Source organism: Mesorhizobium sp. M0145, from assembly GCF_040322355.1.
Taxonomy (GTDB): domain Bacteria; phylum Pseudomonadota; class Alphaproteobacteria; order Rhizobiales; family Rhizobiaceae; genus Mesorhizobium.
In genome coordinates, this window is the sequence record NZ_JAMYTK010000049.1 from 1 (window position 1) to 17,401 (window position 17,401).

General features: G+C 62.2%; 18 protein-coding genes. 7 read left to right on the forward strand and 11 right to left on the reverse strand.

What is annotated here, in order from left to right; all coding sequences use genetic code 11:
* Nucleotides 1-453: 453 nt before the first annotated feature.
* Nucleotides 454-765: a DUF2293 domain-containing protein gene (locus tag NKJ28_RS32290; RefSeq protein WP_292659440.1), complete on the reverse strand. Its 312-nt coding sequence runs from the start codon at nt 763-765 to the stop codon at nt 454-456.
* Nucleotides 765-1,283, reverse strand: coding sequence for a tRNA (N6-threonylcarbamoyladenosine(37)-N6)-methyltransferase TrmO (gene tsaA / locus NKJ28_RS32295; protein WP_352638493.1), 519 nt, complete (start codon nt 1,281-1,283; stop codon nt 765-767). Before tsaA ends, NKJ28_RS32290 begins: the two co-directional genes overlap by 1 nt.
* A gap of 142 nt (nt 1,284-1,425) precedes the next feature.
* Between tsaA and NKJ28_RS32300 the strand changes: the two genes are divergently transcribed.
* The 4 genes from NKJ28_RS32300 to NKJ28_RS32315 all read left to right on the forward strand — a co-directional run bounded on the left by NKJ28_RS32300 (nt 1,426) and on the right by NKJ28_RS32315 (nt 5,085).
* Nucleotides 1,426-2,448, forward strand: coding sequence for an ArsR/SmtB family transcription factor (locus NKJ28_RS32300; RefSeq protein ID WP_352638495.1), 1,023 nt, complete (start codon nt 1,426-1,428; stop codon nt 2,446-2,448).
* Nucleotides 2,448-3,365, forward strand: a complete 918-nt coding sequence (metF, locus tag NKJ28_RS32305; protein WP_023676795.1) for a methylenetetrahydrofolate reductase [NAD(P)H] — start codon at nt 2,448-2,450, stop codon at nt 3,363-3,365. The genes NKJ28_RS32300 and metF overlap by 1 nt, the downstream gene beginning before the upstream one ends.
* A gap of 592 nt (nt 3,366-3,957) precedes the next feature.
* Nucleotides 3,958-4,395 carry an antitoxin Xre/MbcA/ParS toxin-binding domain-containing protein gene (locus NKJ28_RS32310; RefSeq protein WP_352638496.1) on the forward strand — a complete coding sequence of 146 codons (438 nt, stop codon included), beginning with the start codon at nt 3,958-3,960 and terminating at the stop codon, nt 4,393-4,395.
* Between the two features lie 111 nt (nt 4,396-4,506).
* Nucleotides 4,507-5,085 (forward strand): RES family NAD+ phosphorylase, encoded by a 579-nt coding sequence (locus NKJ28_RS32315; RefSeq protein ID WP_352638498.1) that lies wholly within the window; start codon nt 4,507-4,509, stop codon nt 5,083-5,085.
* 36 nt (nt 5,086-5,121) lie between these two features.
* On the opposite strand, the gene NKJ28_RS32320 is transcribed toward NKJ28_RS32315, so the two are convergent.
* Nucleotides 5,122-6,039 (reverse strand): DMT family transporter, encoded by a 918-nt coding sequence (locus NKJ28_RS32320; protein ID WP_352638499.1) that lies wholly within the window; start codon nt 6,037-6,039, stop codon nt 5,122-5,124.
* A 225-nt stretch (nt 6,040-6,264) separates the two neighbouring features.
* On the opposite strand from NKJ28_RS32320, the gene NKJ28_RS32325 reads away from it, so the two are divergent.
* The gene (locus tag NKJ28_RS32325) at nt 6,265-7,485 is read left to right on the forward strand and encodes an alanine racemase (RefSeq protein WP_352456188.1); all 1,221 of its coding nucleotides are present in this window, start codon (nt 6,265-6,267) and stop codon (nt 7,483-7,485) included.
* Nucleotides 7,486-7,674: 189 nt separating this feature from the next.
* On the opposite strand, the gene NKJ28_RS32330 is transcribed toward NKJ28_RS32325, so the two are convergent.
* A complete protein-coding gene (locus NKJ28_RS32330) occupies nt 7,675-8,406 on the reverse strand; it encodes an SDR family oxidoreductase (RefSeq protein ID WP_352638500.1) in 732 nt (243 codons plus the stop codon).
* A 123-nt stretch (nt 8,407-8,529) separates the two neighbouring features.
* Here NKJ28_RS32330 and NKJ28_RS32335 point away from each other — a divergent pair, with 123 nt between their 5' ends.
* A complete protein-coding gene (locus NKJ28_RS32335) occupies nt 8,530-9,423 on the forward strand; it encodes a LysR family transcriptional regulator (protein ID WP_352589424.1) in 894 nt (297 codons plus the stop codon).
* Between the two features lie 131 nt (nt 9,424-9,554).
* Here NKJ28_RS32335 and NKJ28_RS32340 read toward each other — a convergent pair whose 3' ends face one another.
* Nucleotides 9,555-10,727, reverse strand: a complete 1,173-nt coding sequence (locus NKJ28_RS32340) for a lytic murein transglycosylase (protein WP_352638501.1) — start codon at nt 10,725-10,727, stop codon at nt 9,555-9,557.
* A gap of 80 nt (nt 10,728-10,807) precedes the next feature.
* On the reverse strand, nt 10,808-11,605 hold the full coding sequence (locus NKJ28_RS32345; RefSeq protein ID WP_352638503.1) for a glycoside hydrolase family 25 protein: 798 nt from the start codon (nt 11,603-11,605) through the stop codon (nt 10,808-10,810).
* Nucleotides 11,606-12,012: 407 nt separating this feature from the next.
* Here NKJ28_RS32345 and NKJ28_RS32350 point away from each other — a divergent pair, with 407 nt between their 5' ends.
* Entirely contained in the window at nt 12,013-13,392 is a 1,380-nt protein-coding gene (locus NKJ28_RS32350) for a serine hydrolase domain-containing protein (RefSeq protein WP_352638505.1), read from the forward strand.
* Nucleotides 13,393-13,416: 24 nt separating this feature from the next.
* Here NKJ28_RS32350 and NKJ28_RS32355 read toward each other — a convergent pair whose 3' ends face one another.
* The 5 genes from NKJ28_RS32355 to NKJ28_RS32375 all read right to left on the reverse strand — a co-directional run.
* The gene (locus NKJ28_RS32355) at nt 13,417-13,725 is read right to left on the reverse strand and encodes a HigA family addiction module antitoxin (protein ID WP_352453138.1); all 309 of its coding nucleotides are present in this window, start codon (nt 13,723-13,725) and stop codon (nt 13,417-13,419) included.
* Nucleotides 13,726-13,737: 12 nt separating this feature from the next.
* On the reverse strand, nt 13,738-14,034 hold the full coding sequence (locus NKJ28_RS32360) for a type II toxin-antitoxin system RelE/ParE family toxin (protein ID WP_352456184.1): 297 nt from the start codon (nt 14,032-14,034) through the stop codon (nt 13,738-13,740).
* Between the two features lie 136 nt (nt 14,035-14,170).
* Nucleotides 14,171-14,836 carry a class I SAM-dependent methyltransferase gene (locus NKJ28_RS32365; RefSeq protein ID WP_352638507.1) on the reverse strand — a complete coding sequence of 222 codons (666 nt, stop codon included), beginning with the start codon at nt 14,834-14,836 and terminating at the stop codon, nt 14,171-14,173.
* Nucleotides 14,833-16,080, reverse strand: coding sequence for a BtaA family protein (locus NKJ28_RS32370; RefSeq protein WP_352625428.1), 1,248 nt, complete (start codon nt 16,078-16,080; stop codon nt 14,833-14,835). Before NKJ28_RS32370 ends, NKJ28_RS32365 begins: the two co-directional genes overlap by 4 nt.
* Nucleotides 16,081-16,162: 82 nt before the next feature.
* The coding region (locus tag NKJ28_RS32375) for a hydantoinase B/oxoprolinase family protein (protein ID WP_352638509.1) at nt 16,163-17,401 on the reverse strand (1,239 nt) is incomplete at its 5' end.

Consider the following 17,401-nt stretch of genomic DNA (forward strand, 5'->3'; position numbering starts at 1 on the left):
TAGCTCGCCCCCCGGGCGGGGGTGGGTGTGGTGGCCGCCTCGGGGCCGGAGAGGGGGCCTTCGTAGAGCGCGGTTCCCCCTCTCCGTCTCGGCTTCGCCGAGCCACCTCTCCCCCACTTTCGTGGGGGCGAGGAACCCAAGCTGGAATGAAGCCGCGATGCCAACCTGAAGCGATTTCCCTAAAACACAGCAACTTTGTTCTTGCTTTGTGCCGGCAGCTATGCTACTAATTTGGGTATGGTGCCAATTGGCTCCAACGACCCGCCCACCGAGGCGGGTTTTTTTGTTTTGAGATTCCGAAGTTGCCGACGTGAGGCGGGACAGCGCCCTGGACAGCCCCTCTCTGTCCTGCCGGACATCTCCCCCACTTGGGGGGAGATTGGCCGTCACCTCTCGATTTCGCTAATCACAGCGGTGAAGAGCGCAGAACTCGACGCGTGTGCCTGCCATTCTCTACGCCTCATCCTCATCATCGAGCAGCCGGGTGGCGCGCCAGCGGGTCAGCACGATGTTGGTCTGCTCGATGACGAAGAAGCGCGCGGAATCGCGGTCATAGCCTTCGGCGAGCAGCTTTTCGTAGTCGGTGTGGGCGTGGCGAATATGCGCAATCGTCGCCAGCCATACGGCAATGCTCGGCGGCAAGCTCTTCATGTGCACGGCGCCGGCATCGGCACGGATCTTTTCCATGTCGGCATAAGGCGCCAGCGGCAGCAGCGCTGTCAGCGCCTTGGCGATGGCGCGGCGGCGGCCGGTCGGCGCGCTCATCACTCCACCGGCCCTGGCTCGTCCCGCCCGGCGATGGTCGCATCGGCAAAGGCATCGGTCGAGGCGAAATAAGGCTTGATGTCGATGACCGGCGTGCCGTCGAGCACGTCGATGGCATCGAGATCGAGGCGGCCGGTGTCGATGTCGACGGCAATCAGCCCGGCGACATGCAGCCCAATTGGGTTCGGCCGGGCAGGGGAGCGCAGCGAAAAGACGCCTTTTGGCTCCGTGGCATGGCGGGGTTTCTGGACAATCAGTTGCCGCGGCGCATGGTGCAGCCAGGACAGGATGATGACGTGGCTAGCGCGTTCCAGCCCAAGCAGGCCGTCCCGATAGAGCGGATCGATCGTGAGAACCGCCGGCTGTCCCATCTCCCGCGCTGCCTTCATGTTCTTGGGGCAGGTCTCCCGCGTGATCCAAGGCGAAGCGATGCGGCCGATGAAGACGACATGGCCATCCGGCGGCATCGTTGCCGGGTCGGTTTCCAGGAGCTTTTCGCCGCTGCGCGTTTCGAACATGGTTCTCGCCCCGATCATGCGTCCGTTTTTGCGCGATCCGCCACGCATGCGTCATTTTCTTGTCCGGAAGCGACATAGCGCTTGCAAGCCTATCCAAACCGACATAAACATATGTTTATATCTTTTCAAAGAGAATGCTCGCATGCATGTCGCTCTCGACACGATGGTAGATACATTGAAGGCGGCGGCGGAATCCAGCCGGCTGCGCATATTGGCGCTGCTGTCGCGCGGCGATCTGACCGTGTCCGACCTCACCGAAATCCTCGGCCAGTCGCAGCCGCGCGTCTCGCGCCATTTGAAATTGCTGCTGGAGGCAGGGCTGATCGGCCGCTACCAGGAGGGCTCGTGGGCGTTCTTCCGGCTATCGGATTCCGACGCGTCGCGCGATTTCGTGCTCAGGCTGGTCTCCGGCATCCGCGGCGCCGATCCGCAGGTCGAGCGTGATCTCGAACGGCTGACCGCGGTCAAGCGCAAGCGGCAGGACCGGGCTGCCGAATATTTCTCGGTAAACGCCGCAAGCTGGGACCATATCCGCTCGCTGCATGTGCCGGATCGCGCGGTCGAAGCAGCTCTCATCAAGCTCGTCGGCAAGCGGCCGTTCCAGTCGATGCTCGATCTCGGCACCGGCACCGGACGGCTGCTCGAGATATTTTCGCCGCTCTATCGGCGCGGTGTCGGCATCGACATGTCGCGCGAGATGCTGACGGTGGCGCGCGCCAATCTCGACAAGGCCGGCGTTTCGAATGCGCAAGTGCGCCAGGGCGACATTTTTGCGCCACCGGTCGAACGCGACGCCTTTGATCTCGTTACCATCCATCAGGTGCTGCATTATCTCGACGATCCCGCCCGCGCCATCCGCGAGGCGGCGCGTCTGTTGCGCCCGGCCGGCCGGCTGGTGATCGTCGATTTCGCGCCGCACGCGCTGGAGTTCTTGCGCGAGGAGCACGCGCATATGCGTCTCGGCTTTTCCGACCGGCAGATTGGCGACTGGTTTTCCGAGGCCGGCCTCGACCTTGAGGACAGCCAGGAATTCGAGCCGCGCGGCGGCAACGAGGCCAAGCTCACCGTCAAACTCTGGCTCGGCCGCGACCGGCGCATGCTGATTGCCGAGCCTTCCAACGACAGACAACCGGCCAATGCGTATCCGATAGGGGAAACCGCCTGATGAACCAGTTCCGCTTCTCCCGCCGCCCCGACATCGGCGACAAGGTCAGGGTTTCGTTCGAGTTCTTTCCGCCGAAAAACGATGAGATGGAAGCAAGGCTGTGGGACACGGTCACCCGGCTTGAGCCGCTCAAGCCGAAATTCGTCTCGGTCACCTATGGCGCCGGTGGTTCGACCCGCGAGCGGACGGCCCGCACCGTCAAGCGCATCCTCAATGAAACGACGCTGACGCCGGCGGCGCACATGACTTGCGTCGATGCGGCGCGTCACGAGGTCGATGCGGTGATCCGGGAGTTCGCCGATATGGGCGTCAAGCGTTTCGTCGCCCTGCGCGGCGATCCGGCAGAGGGCGTCGGCGCGGCTTACCGGCCGCATCCGGAAGGCTATGCCAATGGCGCCGAACTGGTTGATGCGCTGAAGGGCGCCGGCGATTTCGACATATCGGTCTCGGCCTATCCGGAAAAACATCCGGAGAGTCCGGATTTCGCCACCGACTTCGACATGCTGAAGCGCAAGGCCGACAACGGAGCGACGCGGGCGATCACCCAGTTCTTCTTCGACAACGATCTCTATGAGCGCTATGTCGAGCGGGCACGGCGGGCCGGCATCTACATACCGATCGTGCCGGGCATATTGCCGGTGCACAATTTCACCCAGGTCGCCAACTTTTCGGCGCGGTGCGGCGCCTTGGTGCCGGCATGGCTGGCCGAGCGTTTCGATGGGCTGCAGAACGATCCGCAAACGCATGCGTTGGTGGCATCTGCCGTGGCGGCCGAGCAGGTGCTGGACCTTGTCGAGCGCGGCGTCGGCGATTTCCATTTCTACACGATGAACCGGGCCGATCTGGTCTTCGCCATCTGCCACATGATCGGCATCAGGTCGCACGAAGTCGAGGCGGCGGGATCCGCCGCGGCGTAAGGCGGCAAGCTCCTTTTTGAAATGTCAAAGATCGGGGAAATGCAAAAGGCCGGGCAAAATGCCCGGCCTTTTCAATGGTTTGGAATATTCGGTGCTGGTCTTCCCCCGCTCAGCGGCCTTATGGAAGAACGCCCATAATGAGGGCGCCGATGAATGCAAACGCAGCACAAATCATCAATGCGTTGATCGGCCTCGTCAGTCCCATGTCATAGCCTCCTCTTAAAGAGCTATGGCGAGAGTCTAGGGTCATTTGTGCCACAGGCAAGCAGAAACTTTGCTGCAATGCGACGAGATTGTGGAATTTGCGACCTGCCGTTTGCCGTTAGGCATTGAAACTCTTTGTCAAAAGCCGGCTCGGGACCTGTGAATAATTTGTGGCAAAGCCGGGGCAGTAACGAGAATGGCAGCGCTACCGCGCCAGAAATCGGAAATCGATTTTCGGACCGACTGAAGATTCGAAGCGTCGGAGCGTCCTTTGCATATCCAACCGGGTGCTGCACTGCGATGGGCAGCAGCGCGTTGCGAGGATAGCCCAGGACTTGAATATGCTGCCAATTGGCAGTATGTTGCCTGCCAAGTGATGGAGGTCGGAATGAGTGTCGCTTATGCGGTTCGCGATCCTGCAAATCAGGCTTTGCCGGCAAATCTGGCGGATGCCTCGGCACGGGCGCGGATCACGCCAGCTGCTGTTGCCGGCATCGTCAGGCTCGCAGACATCTGGCATCTGACCAGCACCGAGACCTGTACCTTGATTGGCGACGTGTCGGAGAGAACCTGGTTCCGCATGAAGAAAGGCGAGTGGGAGGGCGTTCTCTCCCAGGATTCGCTGACACGCATCAGCGCCCTGATCGGCATCTTCAAGGGACTGCGGCTTCTGTTTTCCGAAGGGCTTGCCGATGAATGGGTGCGGTTGCCGAACAAAGGGCCTCTTTATGGTGGCCGGCGCCCCCTGGACGTGATGATCGAGGGCGGCATTCCGAGGCTGCTGCAGGTTCGCCAACATATCGACGCTTTGCGCGGTGGACTTTGAATGCAGATCCCATCACGCGCGGACATTTCCCAGCGCGACACGATCCGGCTGATTTCGACAGGCAGGCTCAAGGAACCGGTCCTGATGCCGTTGGCCAGGAATCATGGAGATTTGGAGGACCTTGCGGAGCTCGAAGGAGCCACCAGCGGCCGCCTTCAGGCGCAGCAAGGGGGATTGCCCGACCTCGATCCGCGCGAACTGGTTTTCGGGAGACCGGGCTACACCTTCATCAATGCGGCGTTCGCTTACACCCGTCCGGGCGGCAATCGTTTCAACGATGATGCCAGGGGCGTCTGGTATTGTGGGTTCGATGCGGAAACCGCGCTCGGCGAGGTCTCGTTTCATCTGACGCGCGAGCTTGCCGCGATCGAACGGTTCGAAAACGTCACCGACTACGCGGAGCTCGTTGCCGACTTCATAGGCTCGTTTCACGATCTGCGCGGTGCTGAGTTCAGCAAGGACCCGGTGCTCGATCCGGATACCGCCTTAGCCTATCCTGCCGGTCAGGCGCTGGCGAAGCAACTCCGCAAGCAAGACGCCGCGAGCGGTCTTGTGTATCCTTCCGTGAGACATGTCGGCGGGACCTGCCTTGCCGCCTTCCTTCCCGATCTCGTTCAGAATCTCCGGCAAGGCGGTATCTGGCGTCTGGAATGGCAGGGTTCATCTGTTCCCGCGATCACGCCCAAATAGCGCACGATCGGGAGCGACAACTTCGCTGCGCCATCTCTAACGCCGCCCGAACAGGCGACCGTCGATGGTGACGAGGCCGAGGGCGATCAGCGCCATGCCGCCGAGTTCGAACAGTTCGAGCCGCTCGCCCAGGAACAGGAAGCCGAGCAGGATGGCACTGGCCGGCACGATGAGCGTGACCAGCGAGGCGTTGGTGGCGCCGGTCGAGGCGACGAGATTGAAATAGAGGATGTAGGCGAAGGCCGTCGACAGCAGCGCCAGTGCCAGCACCGCCGCCCAGACCGGCGGCGAGGCCGAAAACAGATTGGCGGCATCATAGGTGAACAGAACGACCGGGATCATGATGATGGTCGAGCAGGTCAATTGTCCGGCGGCAATGACCGGTGACGGCACGCCCTTGAGGCGGCGGGCAATCATCAGTGCAGCCGCATAGGATAGCGACGCTCCGATGAGCGCGAATTTCGCCCAGACCGGACCGCCGAGCCCGGCGACGAGGCCGGGGCCGATCATCACCGCCGTTCCCGCGATACCAAGGGCGATGCCGGCAAGCTTGTTCCACGACAGCTTTTCGTCGCTGGTCAGGGCGTTGGCGAGGATCAGCGTCCAGAACGGCGTCGTCGAATTGAGCACCGAGGCGACACCGGCGCCAAGCTCGGTCTGGCCGGCAAAGATCAGCGAGAAAGGAATGACATTGTTGGCGAGCGCCAGCAGGAAGAACAGGCCGGCATGCGGCAAGGCGAGGCGAAACGACGGGCCGCGGACCGCAAGATAGAGCTGCAACGCGATCGCAGCGATGGTGACGCGAAACAGCACCAGCACCAGCGGCGGAAGTTCCGCCACCGCAATGCGGGCAAAGAAGAACGAACCGCCCCAGACGGCGCCGAGCAGCAGAAGCTGCGCCCAGTCCTTGAGCACCATCGGACCGCGCATCGTGGTGGTGGCAGCTATCGCCATTGGTCGTCCTCCCAGACGAGATGCCTTGCTCTTCAGGCGTCTGTTCACGCCATACCCGATCCGGCCGCAAGGGCCACCCGAAACCTGAGCGATGGCCTAGCTCGCTCATAACCGGCCTGCAGCACCGGCGTAGCGCCGCGAAGCCAGGGCGGCGAGACATAGAATTGTTTTCATTAGCCGCTAGCTTGGATTAATTGTGCGCAGCCTCAGTCAAGGGATTCGTCCATGCAGCGATTCGAAAATGCCCGCGAGGCAGCGCTGGCGCTTCGCCCGGACGATCCGATCTATTGCTTCCGCCCGCAGGTGCTGAAGGCGGACGCCAAACAGTTCATGGGCATGTTTCCCGGCAAGACCGCCTATGCGGTCAAGACCAATGGCGAGCGGATCGTGCTCAACGCCCTGGTCGAGGCCGGCGTCGGTGCCTTCGATGTGGCCTCGCCCGGCGAATTCGCCGCCGTGCGCGCCGTCTCGCCGGACGCCGAGATGCTCTACATGCACCCGGTGAAGGCGCAGTCGGACATCAGGCTGGCGCTGGAAAAATACGCCATCCGCGTCATTTCGCTCGACCATGAGGACGAGGTCACCAAGCTGACCAGGGTGGTGCGGGCGCTCGACATCGATCCGGGCGCCATCACCGTGTTCGTGCGCATCCAGACGAAAGGCTCGGCGGCCTACGAACTGTCGAAGAAGTTCGGCGCCGGACCGGCCAATGCGGTCGAACTGGCCGAACGGCTGAACCGGACGGGCTACAAGGTCGGGCTGTGCTTTCACGTCGGCAGCCAGATCGAGGATCCCGACACCTATGAGCGGGCGCTGGCCTCCGCCGACTGGGTGCGCAACCGCGTCGGTTTCGACATTGCCGGGCTCGATGTCGGCGGCGGCTTTCCCGCCGAATATGGTCATGATCCGAACAGCCGCAAGCCGGAAATGCCGTCGCTCGGCCAGATCATGTCGCGGCTGTCGGGCGACCTCCAGGAGTATCAGTTCGACCAGATGCCGCTGGTGGCCGAGCCGGGCCGGGTGATCGTGGCGCGCTGCCTGTCGCTGATCGTGCGCGTGCTGCTGCGCAAGGGCAAAAGGCTCTACATCAATGACGGCATCTGGGCGTCGCTGTCGGATTCATGGACCGGCAAGATCACGCTGCCGGCACGCTTCATCCCCGATCCGGCGATCCGCTCGCGCAATGGCGAGGACAAGACCATCGTGCCGTTCAAGGTCTGTGGCGCGACTTGCGATTCCGTCGATATATTGTCGCGGCCGTTCTGGCTGCCCGAAACCGTCGATACCGGCGATTGGATCGAGATCGGCCATATCGGCGCCTATTCGCTGTCGCTCCGAACACGGTTCAACGGCTTCTATCCCGACACTTTCGTCGAGGTGGCGACGCCATTCGACGAAGGCGATGCGCCGCAGGGGTTTGCCAGCCTGGAGACGATGGCGGATTAGTGAATGGTGAATAAGTAAAATAGTGAATAGTGAATAGTGAATAGTGAATAGTGAATAGTGAATAGAAGTAGTTCTTGCGTTCCGTCCGCTTCGGTGAATTGTCACCATTCACCATTCACCATTCACCATTCACCATTCACCATTCACCATTCACCATTCACCATTCACCATTCACCATTCACCATTCAGTCAGGCTACTCCGCCGCCGGCCTGGATATTCTCGCCGGTCAGCCAGCGAGCTTCGTCGGAAGCCAGGAAAACCGCGACATCGGCGACGTCGTGCGGTGCTCCGATCCGGCCGAAGGGCGACATGCCGGCGGCCACGGCGCGGTCCCGTTCGGGGAGCAGGTCGGTGTCGGTGAAGCCTGGTGAAAGCGCATTCACGGTAACGGAGCGCGGGCCGAGTTCGCGCGAGAGGACGCGGACGAACTGCTCGACGGCGCCCTTGCTGCCGAGATAAAGCGCCGTCTGCGTGAAGAACATCCTGGTTCCGCCGGTGGAGACGGCAATGATGCGGCCACCGTCGCGAACGCGGCGCGCCGCTTCCTGAAGCGTGAAGAAGGTGCCCTTGGCATTGGCGCCGAAGACATGATCGAAATCCGCTTCGGTGGCCTCGACGAGCGGCTTTATGACGGCGACGCCGACATTGGCGACGACGATGTCAATCGGCCCCATCTGCCTTTCGGTTTCGTCGAACAACTTGCGAATGTCGGGAATGCTGGAGACATCCGCCTGGATGGCAACGGCTTTTCCGCCATTCCCTTCAATAGAGGCAACCACTTCCCTGGCGGCCTTCTCGTTGCCGACATAGTTGACGACCACGGCAGCACCCTTGGCCGCGAGCCCCTCGGCGATGGCGCGTCCGATGCCGCGCGAGCTGCCGGTCACAAGTGCGGTTTTGCCTTCGAGTGGACGATGCATGGCTGTTCCTTCCGTCTGATTACGGCCGCCTCGATCGAGCGGCGTTCCAGGGAAAGCTATGGGCATGGTATTGCTCAGAGAATAGCCTATTATCTTACTGACTTGTTAAGCCTGGGGTACATAATGCGCGGAACCGAGTTTTCCGAACTCACGGCATTTGCAGCAATCATCGAAGAGGGCAGCTTCGTCCGCGCCGCGGCCAAGCTCAGGATTTCGCCTCCAGCACTCAGCCAGACGATACGCGGGCTGGAAGAGCGTCTCGGTGTCCGCCTGCTCAACCGCACCACGCGCAGCATGTCGCCGACGGCTGAGGGCGAGAAGCTGTTTGCCCGCATCGCACCGGCGTTCAGCGAACTGGAAGGGGCCGTCGCCGACGCGCATGCATCACGCGGCCGGCCGGCAGGCTCGCTGCGCATCAATGTTCCGCGCATTGCCGCCACGCGTTTCATCGCGCCGATCCTCGGCGATTTCCGCCGCGCCTATCCCGATATCGCCCTCACAATCATTGTCGACGACATGCTCACCGACATCGTCGAGGGCCGCTTCGATGCCGGAATCAGATTGGGTGAGCGGCTGCACAAGGACATGGTGGCGGTGAAACTCAGCGAGGAACTCGAGATGGCCGCAGTGGCGGCGCCGAGCTATCTGGAGCATCACCCGATACCGCGTCACCCCGCGGACCTGCATCACCACCAGTGCATCAATTTCCAGTGGCCCAGCGGCGGCAACATCTACCGGTGGGAGTTCGCCCGAGGCCAACGTGCTTTGGAAGTGGCCGTCAGCGGCGGCCTGACGATCAACGATACGGAACTGATGATCGGGGCGGTTCTGGATGGGGTCGGCGTGGCGTACATGCTGGAATATCAGGTCCGGCCATGGATCGAAGCGGGAAAGCTCATCCGCTTTCTCGACGCCTGGTCGCCGAGATTTCCGGGTTTTTATCTATATCACGCGAGTTCCCGCCAGGTTCCGGCGCCGTTGCGAGCGTTCATCGATTTCCTGCTTGCCAGGCGGTGATGTGAATAGTGAATAGTGAATAGTGAATAGTGAATAGTGAATAGTGAATAGTGAATAGTGAATAGTAGTAACCTCTGGTGCTCAGTGCGGCTCCGGTGCTATTCCTTTTCACCATTCACCATTCACCACCCTCACAGCCTGTCGAGCAGCTCCGGCGTCGGCCAGCCGTCGACCGGCAGGCCCAGCCGCTTCTGCTCCTTGCGGATCGCTTCGCGGGTGTTGGTGCCCAATATGCCGTCGACGGTGCCGACGTCATAGCCTTTCGCCTCGAGCTTGGTCTGCAGCACCTTCATCTGGTCGCCGTTGAGGCCGGGTTCGGGGTTGCGCGGATCGAATCGCGGCGCGCCCCCCAGCCGGGCGGCAAGATTTGCCGCGGTCAGGGCATAGGTGAAGGACTGGTTCCACTCGAGATAGACGTCGAAATTGTCGTAGGTCAGGAAGGCTGGCCCCTTGCGACCCATGGGCAGCGCCAGGCCGGCCTTCAGGCCGTTGTCGAGAAGCGGCGTACCGTCGGGCCTGGTAACGCCCCACTGCGCCCACTGCGTCAACGGCAGCTTGTTGGTGCGCCCCGTCTGCTCCCACGGCAAATCGTCGGGCACACGGACTTCCTCGATCCAGGGCTGGTCGCGCTTCCAGTCGCGCGACTGGATCTTGCTGGCCGTGCTCATGATCACATCAGGCGCGCTGCCGCGCAGGTCGACCAAGCCATCGCCGTCGCCGTCGACGCCGTGGCCGAGATAGTCGGAAGGCAACATCTGCGTCTGGCCGATCTCGCCGGCCCAGGCACCGGTCACGTCGGCCGGCACCACGCCGCGATCGATCAACATCAGCAGCGGGACGATCTGCGGCCGGAACAGCTGCGGGCGGCGGCAGTCATGCGAGAGGCTCACCAGCGCGTTCAGCGTATGAAAATCGCCCTGCACGGCGCCAAAATCGGTTTCCAGGGCCCAGAAAGCGGCGATGACCGGCGCCTGCACGCCGTATTCGCGATCGGCGCGGACAAAGACCTCGGCATATTTTTGCAGATTGGCCGCACCTTGCTTCAGCCGATGGGACGAGATCATGCGGTTCGAGAATTCGATGAAGGTCTGGGTGAAGACCCCCTGGGCACGGTCGCGTGCCAGCGCCTTTTCATCGAGGGTGGCGTTTTCCAGCGCAGAAAGGCCGGCAGCGCCGACGCCGGCCGCCCTGGCCTCCGCCGCCACGCCCTGCTTCCATGCCTCGAAATCGCCGCCGCATTGCTGTGCCGCGGCCGGCACGGCGCTCAGGAGCAGCGCCGCGAGAAGTCCAAAGCGCGATCGCATCGCCATCCTTCCGAGAAGATTACCAGCGGTTGCGGGCATCCGTCATTGGCTGTGTCGAAAAGCAGGCGGCAGGCCTGGTGTCAACGGGTGTTCTGCCGCAACCACTTCTTCCACGCGGCTTCGGAGCCGTTGAAGACGCTGATGTCGGCGTTTCCGGCCATGCCCGGCACGACACCCGTTCCGGTATACTGCCAGAAGGTGAAGGGATGGCTGCCGTATTTCTGGTGCGGGTGCCCGGCGACGGAGCGCAGCCAGTAGGGGTAGCCGCGGAAGCCCGATAAACCATTATCTTCGAAGAAGTCGACCGACGTGTAGATGATCGGCTTCTTGCCGTAGTGTTTTTCGACGATTTCGAGGAATGTGCTCATCTCGCTGCGTACCGTGGCGGCATCTGGCCGCAGCTTGCAGGTCGGCGATTTCGGGTTCCATTCCATGTCGAGAACCGGCGGCATCGCCGAACCGTCTTTGGGCACGTTCTGGATGAACCAGCGCGCCTGGGTAGCGGCCGGCGTGCAAAAGTAGAAAAAATGATAGGCGGCACGGGGGATGCCCGAGGCCCTGGTGCGGCTCCAATGCTCGTTGAAAGCTTCATCGAAACGGTCTCCGCCTTCGGTTGCCTTGATAAAGGCGAAGGAGATGCCGCTGGCCCTGGCCGCCGGCCAGTTGATCGATGTCTGGTATTTGGAGACGTCGGTACCGTGGACGGCATAGCTCCACGGTGCGCCGCTATCCCATTCATGCGGGTCGGAATCGGCAAAACGCGGCGCGCGTACCGCAACCGTCGGGGCGCTGGACGACGACAGCGATGGCGTCAGATCCTCGACCGTCGAGCAGGCGCCAAGCAGCATCAGCGTGATGAGGACCGCGAAACGGCGCATCGCTACTTCCCGAGCCGGTTTCAGCCGGCCGCTGATGGGTCTTTCCGCGGGTGCCCCCTCGACCGGGCGCAGCGTGTCTGAAACCGACTTACGCGACGCGCCTGGATCTTCGTTTCATGCATTCCCAAACCGTTATGCAGTTTTGGGACGCATGCATTCAAGCCCCGCCGGACGGTCACCCCACAGGATCGCCCGGTCTGTCCTAAGCGCGTCGCTTCGACGCGCTTAGCTCTTTTGTCTATGCATGTCGTTGTCCCAAAACCGCTGCGCACTTCTGGGCGACATTCACCTGTGATCGCCGATCATGGTTGATATTCGGTTGACGGCGCTCGACAAGAGCCGCGATTTTGCCGAAACAATGGCGGCAAATCGATGACATAGATCGAGCGCGCCCGGGGGAACTCAAAATGCAGATCCTTTTGAAGTTCGTCAAATGGCTGCTCGGCTTGGCTGTGCTGGCCGCCGCTGTACTCGCCGGCTGGCTGTATTTTGCGCCGCCGGAACTGATCCGCGTCGGTTCCGGCTATGCGGCCAAGATCGTCTGTTCGAACGTCTTCATCGCCGGGCGAGACGCCGACGATGTGCTTGCCGTCGATGTGCAGGCGCCGGGTCATCCGCTGCTGAAGCTGATGAGAGTGTCGGTCGACAAGGAGAAGGGAACGGTTTCGGCCGGCCTGTTCGGTGTGCTCGGCAAAAGTGTCGCGGTTGCGCGCGACGGGCTCGGCTGCGCCTCGGTTCCCGACGGCGATATTGCCGCCGCCAAGGCTATCGCGGGAGCCGCGCCAGCGGCGGCGCCGCTGCCCGATCTGATCTGGCCGGAGGGCGACAAGGCCGATGCCTCGCAGGATCCCGAGGTCGCGAAAGTCCTCGACGATCCAGCGTCGACCGGCGCCGGCATGCGGGCGGTCGTGGTGGTCAAGAACGGCCGCATCGTCGCAGAGCGCTATGGCGACGGCTTTTCCGAAAAGACGCCGCTACTGGGCTGGTCGATGACCAAGACGGTGAATGCGGCGATCGTCGGCACGCTGGTGAAGGACGGCAAGCTGGCGATGACCAACCAGCGGCTGTTCGGACCCTGGCAAGCAGATGGCCGTGCCGTGATCAGCCTCGCCGACATGATGGCGATGTCGAGCGGGCTGGAATTCAACGAGGATTACGGCGACGTCGCCGATGTGACGCGCATGCTCTACCTCGAACCGGACATGGCCGGCTTTGCCGGATCCAAGCCGCTGACCGGCGAGATCGGCAAGGTGTTTTCCTATTCGAGCGGCACGGCGGTGATGCTGTCCAGGCTGTGGCAGGACGCAATCGGCGACAAGGACAAGGCACTGGCGTGGCCGAGGACCGCGCTGTTCGATCCACTCGGCATGCAGAGCGCTGTGCTTGAGGCCGACGAGCACGGCACCTTCGTCGGCTCGTCCTATCTCTATGCCACGGCATGCGACTGGGCGCGCTTCGGCCAGTTCCTGCTGCAGGGCGGCGTCTGGAACGGCCAGGAGATCCTGCCCGCCGGCTTCGTCGACTGGATGCGGGAACCGGCAACTGCTTCGAAAGTCTACGGCAAGGGGCAATTATGGATAGAAGGACCGGGCGACGAAGAAAACCCCGGCGCCGGCACTGCCGCCGGCCTGCCCAAGGACACCTATTGGATGGAGGGGCATGATGGGCAAACGGTTGCCATCATCCCCTCGGAGCAGCTGGTTGTGGTGCGGCTCGGGCTGACGCCGGCCAGGCTCGGCTATCGGCCGCAGGCGATGGTGGCGGCGCTGATCAAGGCGCTGCACTGAGGAATGCGGCGGTCGCAGTCTTGTCTATGCGGCTGTCGCCAAAGGCTTGGCGCGATCAACACGCGCCCGCTCGTCGGGTGAGTTCATAACCGTCCAAAGATCATTACGGCGCTGGACGTTCAACCAGAAATCCGGGCTGTTGCCAAACACCCGCGCCAGAATGAGCGCGGTAGCCGCCGTCACGTTGCGGCGGCCGTTGCACAATTCGTTCACATGCTTGCGCTGGACGCTCATAGCTTCGGCCAAAGCCGCCTGTGTCAGGCCGAGTGGTTGCATGAATTCTTCCGTAAGAATTTCGCCAACCGTTGCCGGCTTGCGTGCGGTCATCAACATGTCTCACCTCACTTATATATAACTGTGGTCGTCGAGATAGATGTCCGACGCCTCGCCCCGGCCCCCGTCCCAGCGGAAGACCAGCCGCCATTGTTTGTTGACACGGATCGAATGGAAACCTTCGAGATTGCCGCGCAACTTCTCGAAATGGTTGCTGGGCGGCACACGCAAATCCTGATCGATCGCCGCGTCGTCAATCATCTGGAGCTTGCGGAACAAGCGGCTTTCGAGATCGGACGGAATATTGCGGGAGTGGGTGTCGTCCACGAAGAAAGCCCGCAGCCATCCATCTCTAAATCCGATGATCATCCCATGCTTCCGGCGAGGAGATAATGTACCACTCCTTGGGTCACATGGCAATGTGTGATTTAGCCAAATTAACTGATTTCAGCCACGGCCCCCATTTAGGATTGGAGCCCCAAAACCTTCCACGCCAAAATTGATATTAGATGGCGATCTTGATCACGGCGAGCCAGCTGTAGCCGCGATAAAGTGTTCTGAATCGAAGGCTTGCACCAACTCTCGCAGATTCCGATTCCAGAACGTCGCGCAGGGCTTCACGCGGCTGGACATGGAATTTTCTCAACCAGCCGCGCAGCAGCGTGCGGAACCAGCCGGGCAGGGCCTCCTGCTGGCCGAAATCGACGACGTGCAGCGAGCCGCCCGGTGACAGGGCAGCAAGAGCCGCGAACACTGTCTTCTCCCAGCCGGGAATCATCGACAGCGAATACGAGACAAAAATGCGGTCGAAACTTTTGACGCCGAACAGTGCTTTCGCGTCGAAATCCGTGGCGTCGCCGCGCGCCAGCGTGACGCGGCCGGAGAGGCCTTCGCGCGCGAGGGCGGCAGTGGCCGTCTCCAGCATCTCGGCCGAAATATCGAGGCCGAAGAAGCGCGCGCCGGGATAGCGGCGGGCGGCGAGGATGATGTTGCGGCCGGTGCCGCAGCCGAGCTCGAGCACGGTGCCGCCGGCCGGCACATCCAGTCCGGCGATAAGCCGGTCGCGGCCCAGCAAATAATATTTGCGGGTCAGGTCGTAGATATGACGCTGCCAGCGGTAGACGCCGTCCATCAGTTCGGCATGGCTGGCCGGCAAGTCGGTCGTGCTCATGCGGACCGCTTCACATAGAGATGGAAGCCGCCATAGATGGCCGAGCGGTCGCGCGCCGAAAACTCGCGCGAGGCGTCGTTCTCGTAGCGCCACTGATCGAGCAGCGAATTCGAGACGCGGCCGGGCAGCAGGCTGGGTTCCGCTGCGGTGCGGAAGATGACGCGGGCGCCGGTGGAGGCGGTTCGGGTGATCTCGGCCCACAACTCGTTGAGCTGGTCGTCGGTCATCCAGTCCTGTGCATCGAGCAGCACGAAGCGATCCACCGAGCCGGCATCCTTGCGGGCAAGGAACTCGATCAGATTGGCGTGGTGGATGGCAACGCGATCGACATTGTTGCGGATCGTCTTGTAGTTGCGCTTTTCGAGATAGGCGGGCAGGGCGGCCTCGCCCGGATCAGGGTAGCGGCGGGCGAAAGCCTGCCAGGCGAAATAATTGGTCTTCAGCGGAAAATCGCAGGCGAGCTTTTCCAGTCGTGCCTTCAGCACGCTGGCCATGGTGCCGTCACCGGAGGTGATCAGCGAATCGTACTGGGCCGGCGGAATGCCGAGGCCGAACAGCGAAGCCTTTCGCGAGGTCGCCCATTTCAGCAGCGGTTTTTCGAAGACCGGCGCCAGCTCTTCGTCGAAGAAGCGGCGCTGATCGGCGATGCTCTTGGCGTCCATGATGCCGGCCGGGTCGACGCCGAAAAATTTTGCGGTGCGATGGCCCATGGCGATGAACAGGCCAAGCAGGCCGGTCTGGTAGAAATTGCGGTCGAAGACAGCGATGCGGCGACGGCCGCGCCAGTTGCGGCGCTCCCAATAATGGCGGCTGACCGGGTCGAGATGCGGTGCGATGAAGCGATCGTAGGCCTGTGAATTGTGCCCGGTCTCAGCCGCGCCGAAGAAACGGAACAGGTCGCCCTGCGACGGCAGGTGACGGACGGCTTCGAGCTTCATGCGGTTCAGCGCGATATGGGCAGCGTTGAGGTCGACGGCATCGATCCTTTCCGGCGAGCGGGTGAGATAGGCAAGGATGTTACAGCCGCCGGAGGCAATGGTGACGATGCGGTGGCCCGTCCCGAGCTGCATCGCGTCCATGTCGATTTCGGGGTCTTCCCAGATCTGCGGATAGACGAGGCCGGAGAACAGGAAGGCGAACAGGCGCTCGGAGATGCCGGCTTTCGACAGCGGGCGGTTCTGGTAGACGGCCTTGCCGACTTCCTTGCCGCGGCGAAAAACCAGGTCCCCAGAAATGTCCGTCATGGCAAGGCGATTCCCCGTTTGCTTTGCCGCAAGCGGGTAGCGCAGGGTGATGACAGGCCAGTGACAGCCTGTTGACGCGAGTTCAGGCCTTGCCAAATCCACCTGGGGTCGGCGTCGTCACGATGACCGCCTCGCCAGCGTCGAGGATGGTCTGATCGCAGGCTTTCAGCGTCTCGATCGCGCCGGTCTTGCGGCGGACCTTGGTCGAACCGGCCTCGCCATCGCCGCCTCCGTCCAGTCCCCGCGGCGGGCGGTTGCGATGCGAGGACAGGATCGCGCATTCCATTTTTTCGAGGAAGCGGATGGTGCGCCCGGTGCCGTCGCCGGCATTCCATTTGCCTTCGCCGCCGGAGCCTTCGCGGATATGAAAATCCTCGAGCAATACCGGGAAACGCAGTTCCAGCACTTCCGGATCGGTCAGGCGCGAATTGGTCATATGGGTGTGGACGCCGGAGGTGCCGGCAAAACCGCGGCCGTCGTTCATCCGGCCAGCCGGCGAGCCCGAGCAGATCGTCTCGTAATACTGGTACTGCTTGTTGCCGAAGGTGAGATTGTTCATCGTGCCTTGCGCATTGGCCATCGCGCCCATGGCGCCGAACAGCGCGTTGGTGACGTGCTGCGAGGTCTCGACGTTACCGGCGACGACTGCCGCGGGATAGGCGGGCTTCAGCATCGAGCCGTCGGGAATGACGATGTTGATCGGCCGCAGACATCCGGCATTCATCGGGATGTTGTCTTCGACCATGACGCGGAAGGCATAAAGCACAGCGGCTCGGGCGACTGGCTCTGGCGCATTGAAATTGTTCTTCATCACCGGCGACGTTCCGGTGAAGTCGACGGTCGCTTCGCGCTTCCGCCGGTCGACCGATATCTTCACCTTGATCATTTGGCCGGTGTCGGTCGGATATTCGTATTCGGAACTGTCGGGCAGCCGCTCCAGAACGCGGCGCACGCTTTCGGCGGCATTGTCCTGGACATGGCCCATATAGGCTTCGACCACATCGAGGCCGAAATGCGCGACCATCTTGCGCAGCTCGGCGACGCCCTTTTCGTTCGCGGCGATCTGCGCCTTGAGGTCGGAGATGTTCTGGTGCGGATTGCGCGCCGGGTAGGGGTGGTTGGTGAGTAGCGTCTCCAGGTCCTTCTCGCGGAACCGGCCGCGATCGACGATGCGGAAATTATCGAACAGCACGCCTTCCTCGTCGACGGTTGTGGCAAGCGGCGTCATCGAGCCGGGCGCGGTGCCGCCGATGTCGGCATGATGGCCACGCGAGGCGACGTAGAAGAGGATCTCCTCCCCCCTCGAGGGGGAGGAGATCCT

What these genes read in the sequence shown, in the direction of transcription:
- NKJ28_RS32370 (WP_352625428.1), bottom strand. Translation starts at nt 16,080, where the DNA reads ATGACGGACATTTCTGGGGACCTGGTTTTTCGCCGCGGCAAGGAAGTC.
- tsaA (WP_352638493.1), bottom strand. Translation starts at nt 1,283, where the DNA reads ATGTTCGAAACGCGCAGCGGCGAAAAGCTCCTGGAAACCGACCCGGCA.
- metF (WP_023676795.1), top strand. Translation starts at nt 2,448, where the DNA reads ATGAACCAGTTCCGCTTCTCCCGCCGCCCCGACATCGGCGACAAGGTC.
- NKJ28_RS32360 (WP_352456184.1), bottom strand. Translation starts at nt 14,034, where the DNA reads ATGATCATCGGATTTAGAGATGGATGGCTGCGGGCTTTCTTCGTGGAC.
- NKJ28_RS32350 (WP_352638505.1), top strand. Translation starts at nt 12,013, where the DNA reads ATGCAGATCCTTTTGAAGTTCGTCAAATGGCTGCTCGGCTTGGCTGTG.
- NKJ28_RS32340 (WP_352638501.1), bottom strand. Translation starts at nt 10,727, where the DNA reads ATGCGATCGCGCTTTGGACTTCTCGCGGCGCTGCTCCTGAGCGCCGTG.
- NKJ28_RS32345 (WP_352638503.1), bottom strand. Translation starts at nt 11,605, where the DNA reads ATGCGCCGTTTCGCGGTCCTCATCACGCTGATGCTGCTTGGCGCCTGC.
- NKJ28_RS32325 (WP_352456188.1), top strand. Translation starts at nt 6,265, where the DNA reads ATGCAGCGATTCGAAAATGCCCGCGAGGCAGCGCTGGCGCTTCGCCCG.
- NKJ28_RS32365 (WP_352638507.1), bottom strand. Translation starts at nt 14,836, where the DNA reads ATGAGCACGACCGACTTGCCGGCCAGCCATGCCGAACTGATGGACGGC.
- NKJ28_RS32290 (WP_292659440.1), bottom strand. Translation starts at nt 765, where the DNA reads ATGAGCGCGCCGACCGGCCGCCGCCGCGCCATCGCCAAGGCGCTGACA.
- NKJ28_RS32320 (WP_352638499.1), bottom strand. Translation starts at nt 6,039, where the DNA reads ATGGCGATAGCTGCCACCACCACGATGCGCGGTCCGATGGTGCTCAAG.
- NKJ28_RS32335 (WP_352589424.1), top strand. Translation starts at nt 8,530, where the DNA reads ATGCGCGGAACCGAGTTTTCCGAACTCACGGCATTTGCAGCAATCATC.
- NKJ28_RS32330 (WP_352638500.1), bottom strand. Translation starts at nt 8,406, where the DNA reads ATGCATCGTCCACTCGAAGGCAAAACCGCACTTGTGACCGGCAGCTCG.
- NKJ28_RS32300 (WP_352638495.1), top strand. Translation starts at nt 1,426, where the DNA reads ATGCATGTCGCTCTCGACACGATGGTAGATACATTGAAGGCGGCGGCG.
- NKJ28_RS32355 (WP_352453138.1), bottom strand. Translation starts at nt 13,725, where the DNA reads ATGTTGATGACCGCACGCAAGCCGGCAACGGTTGGCGAAATTCTTACG.
- NKJ28_RS32310 (WP_352638496.1), top strand. Translation starts at nt 3,958, where the DNA reads ATGAGTGTCGCTTATGCGGTTCGCGATCCTGCAAATCAGGCTTTGCCG.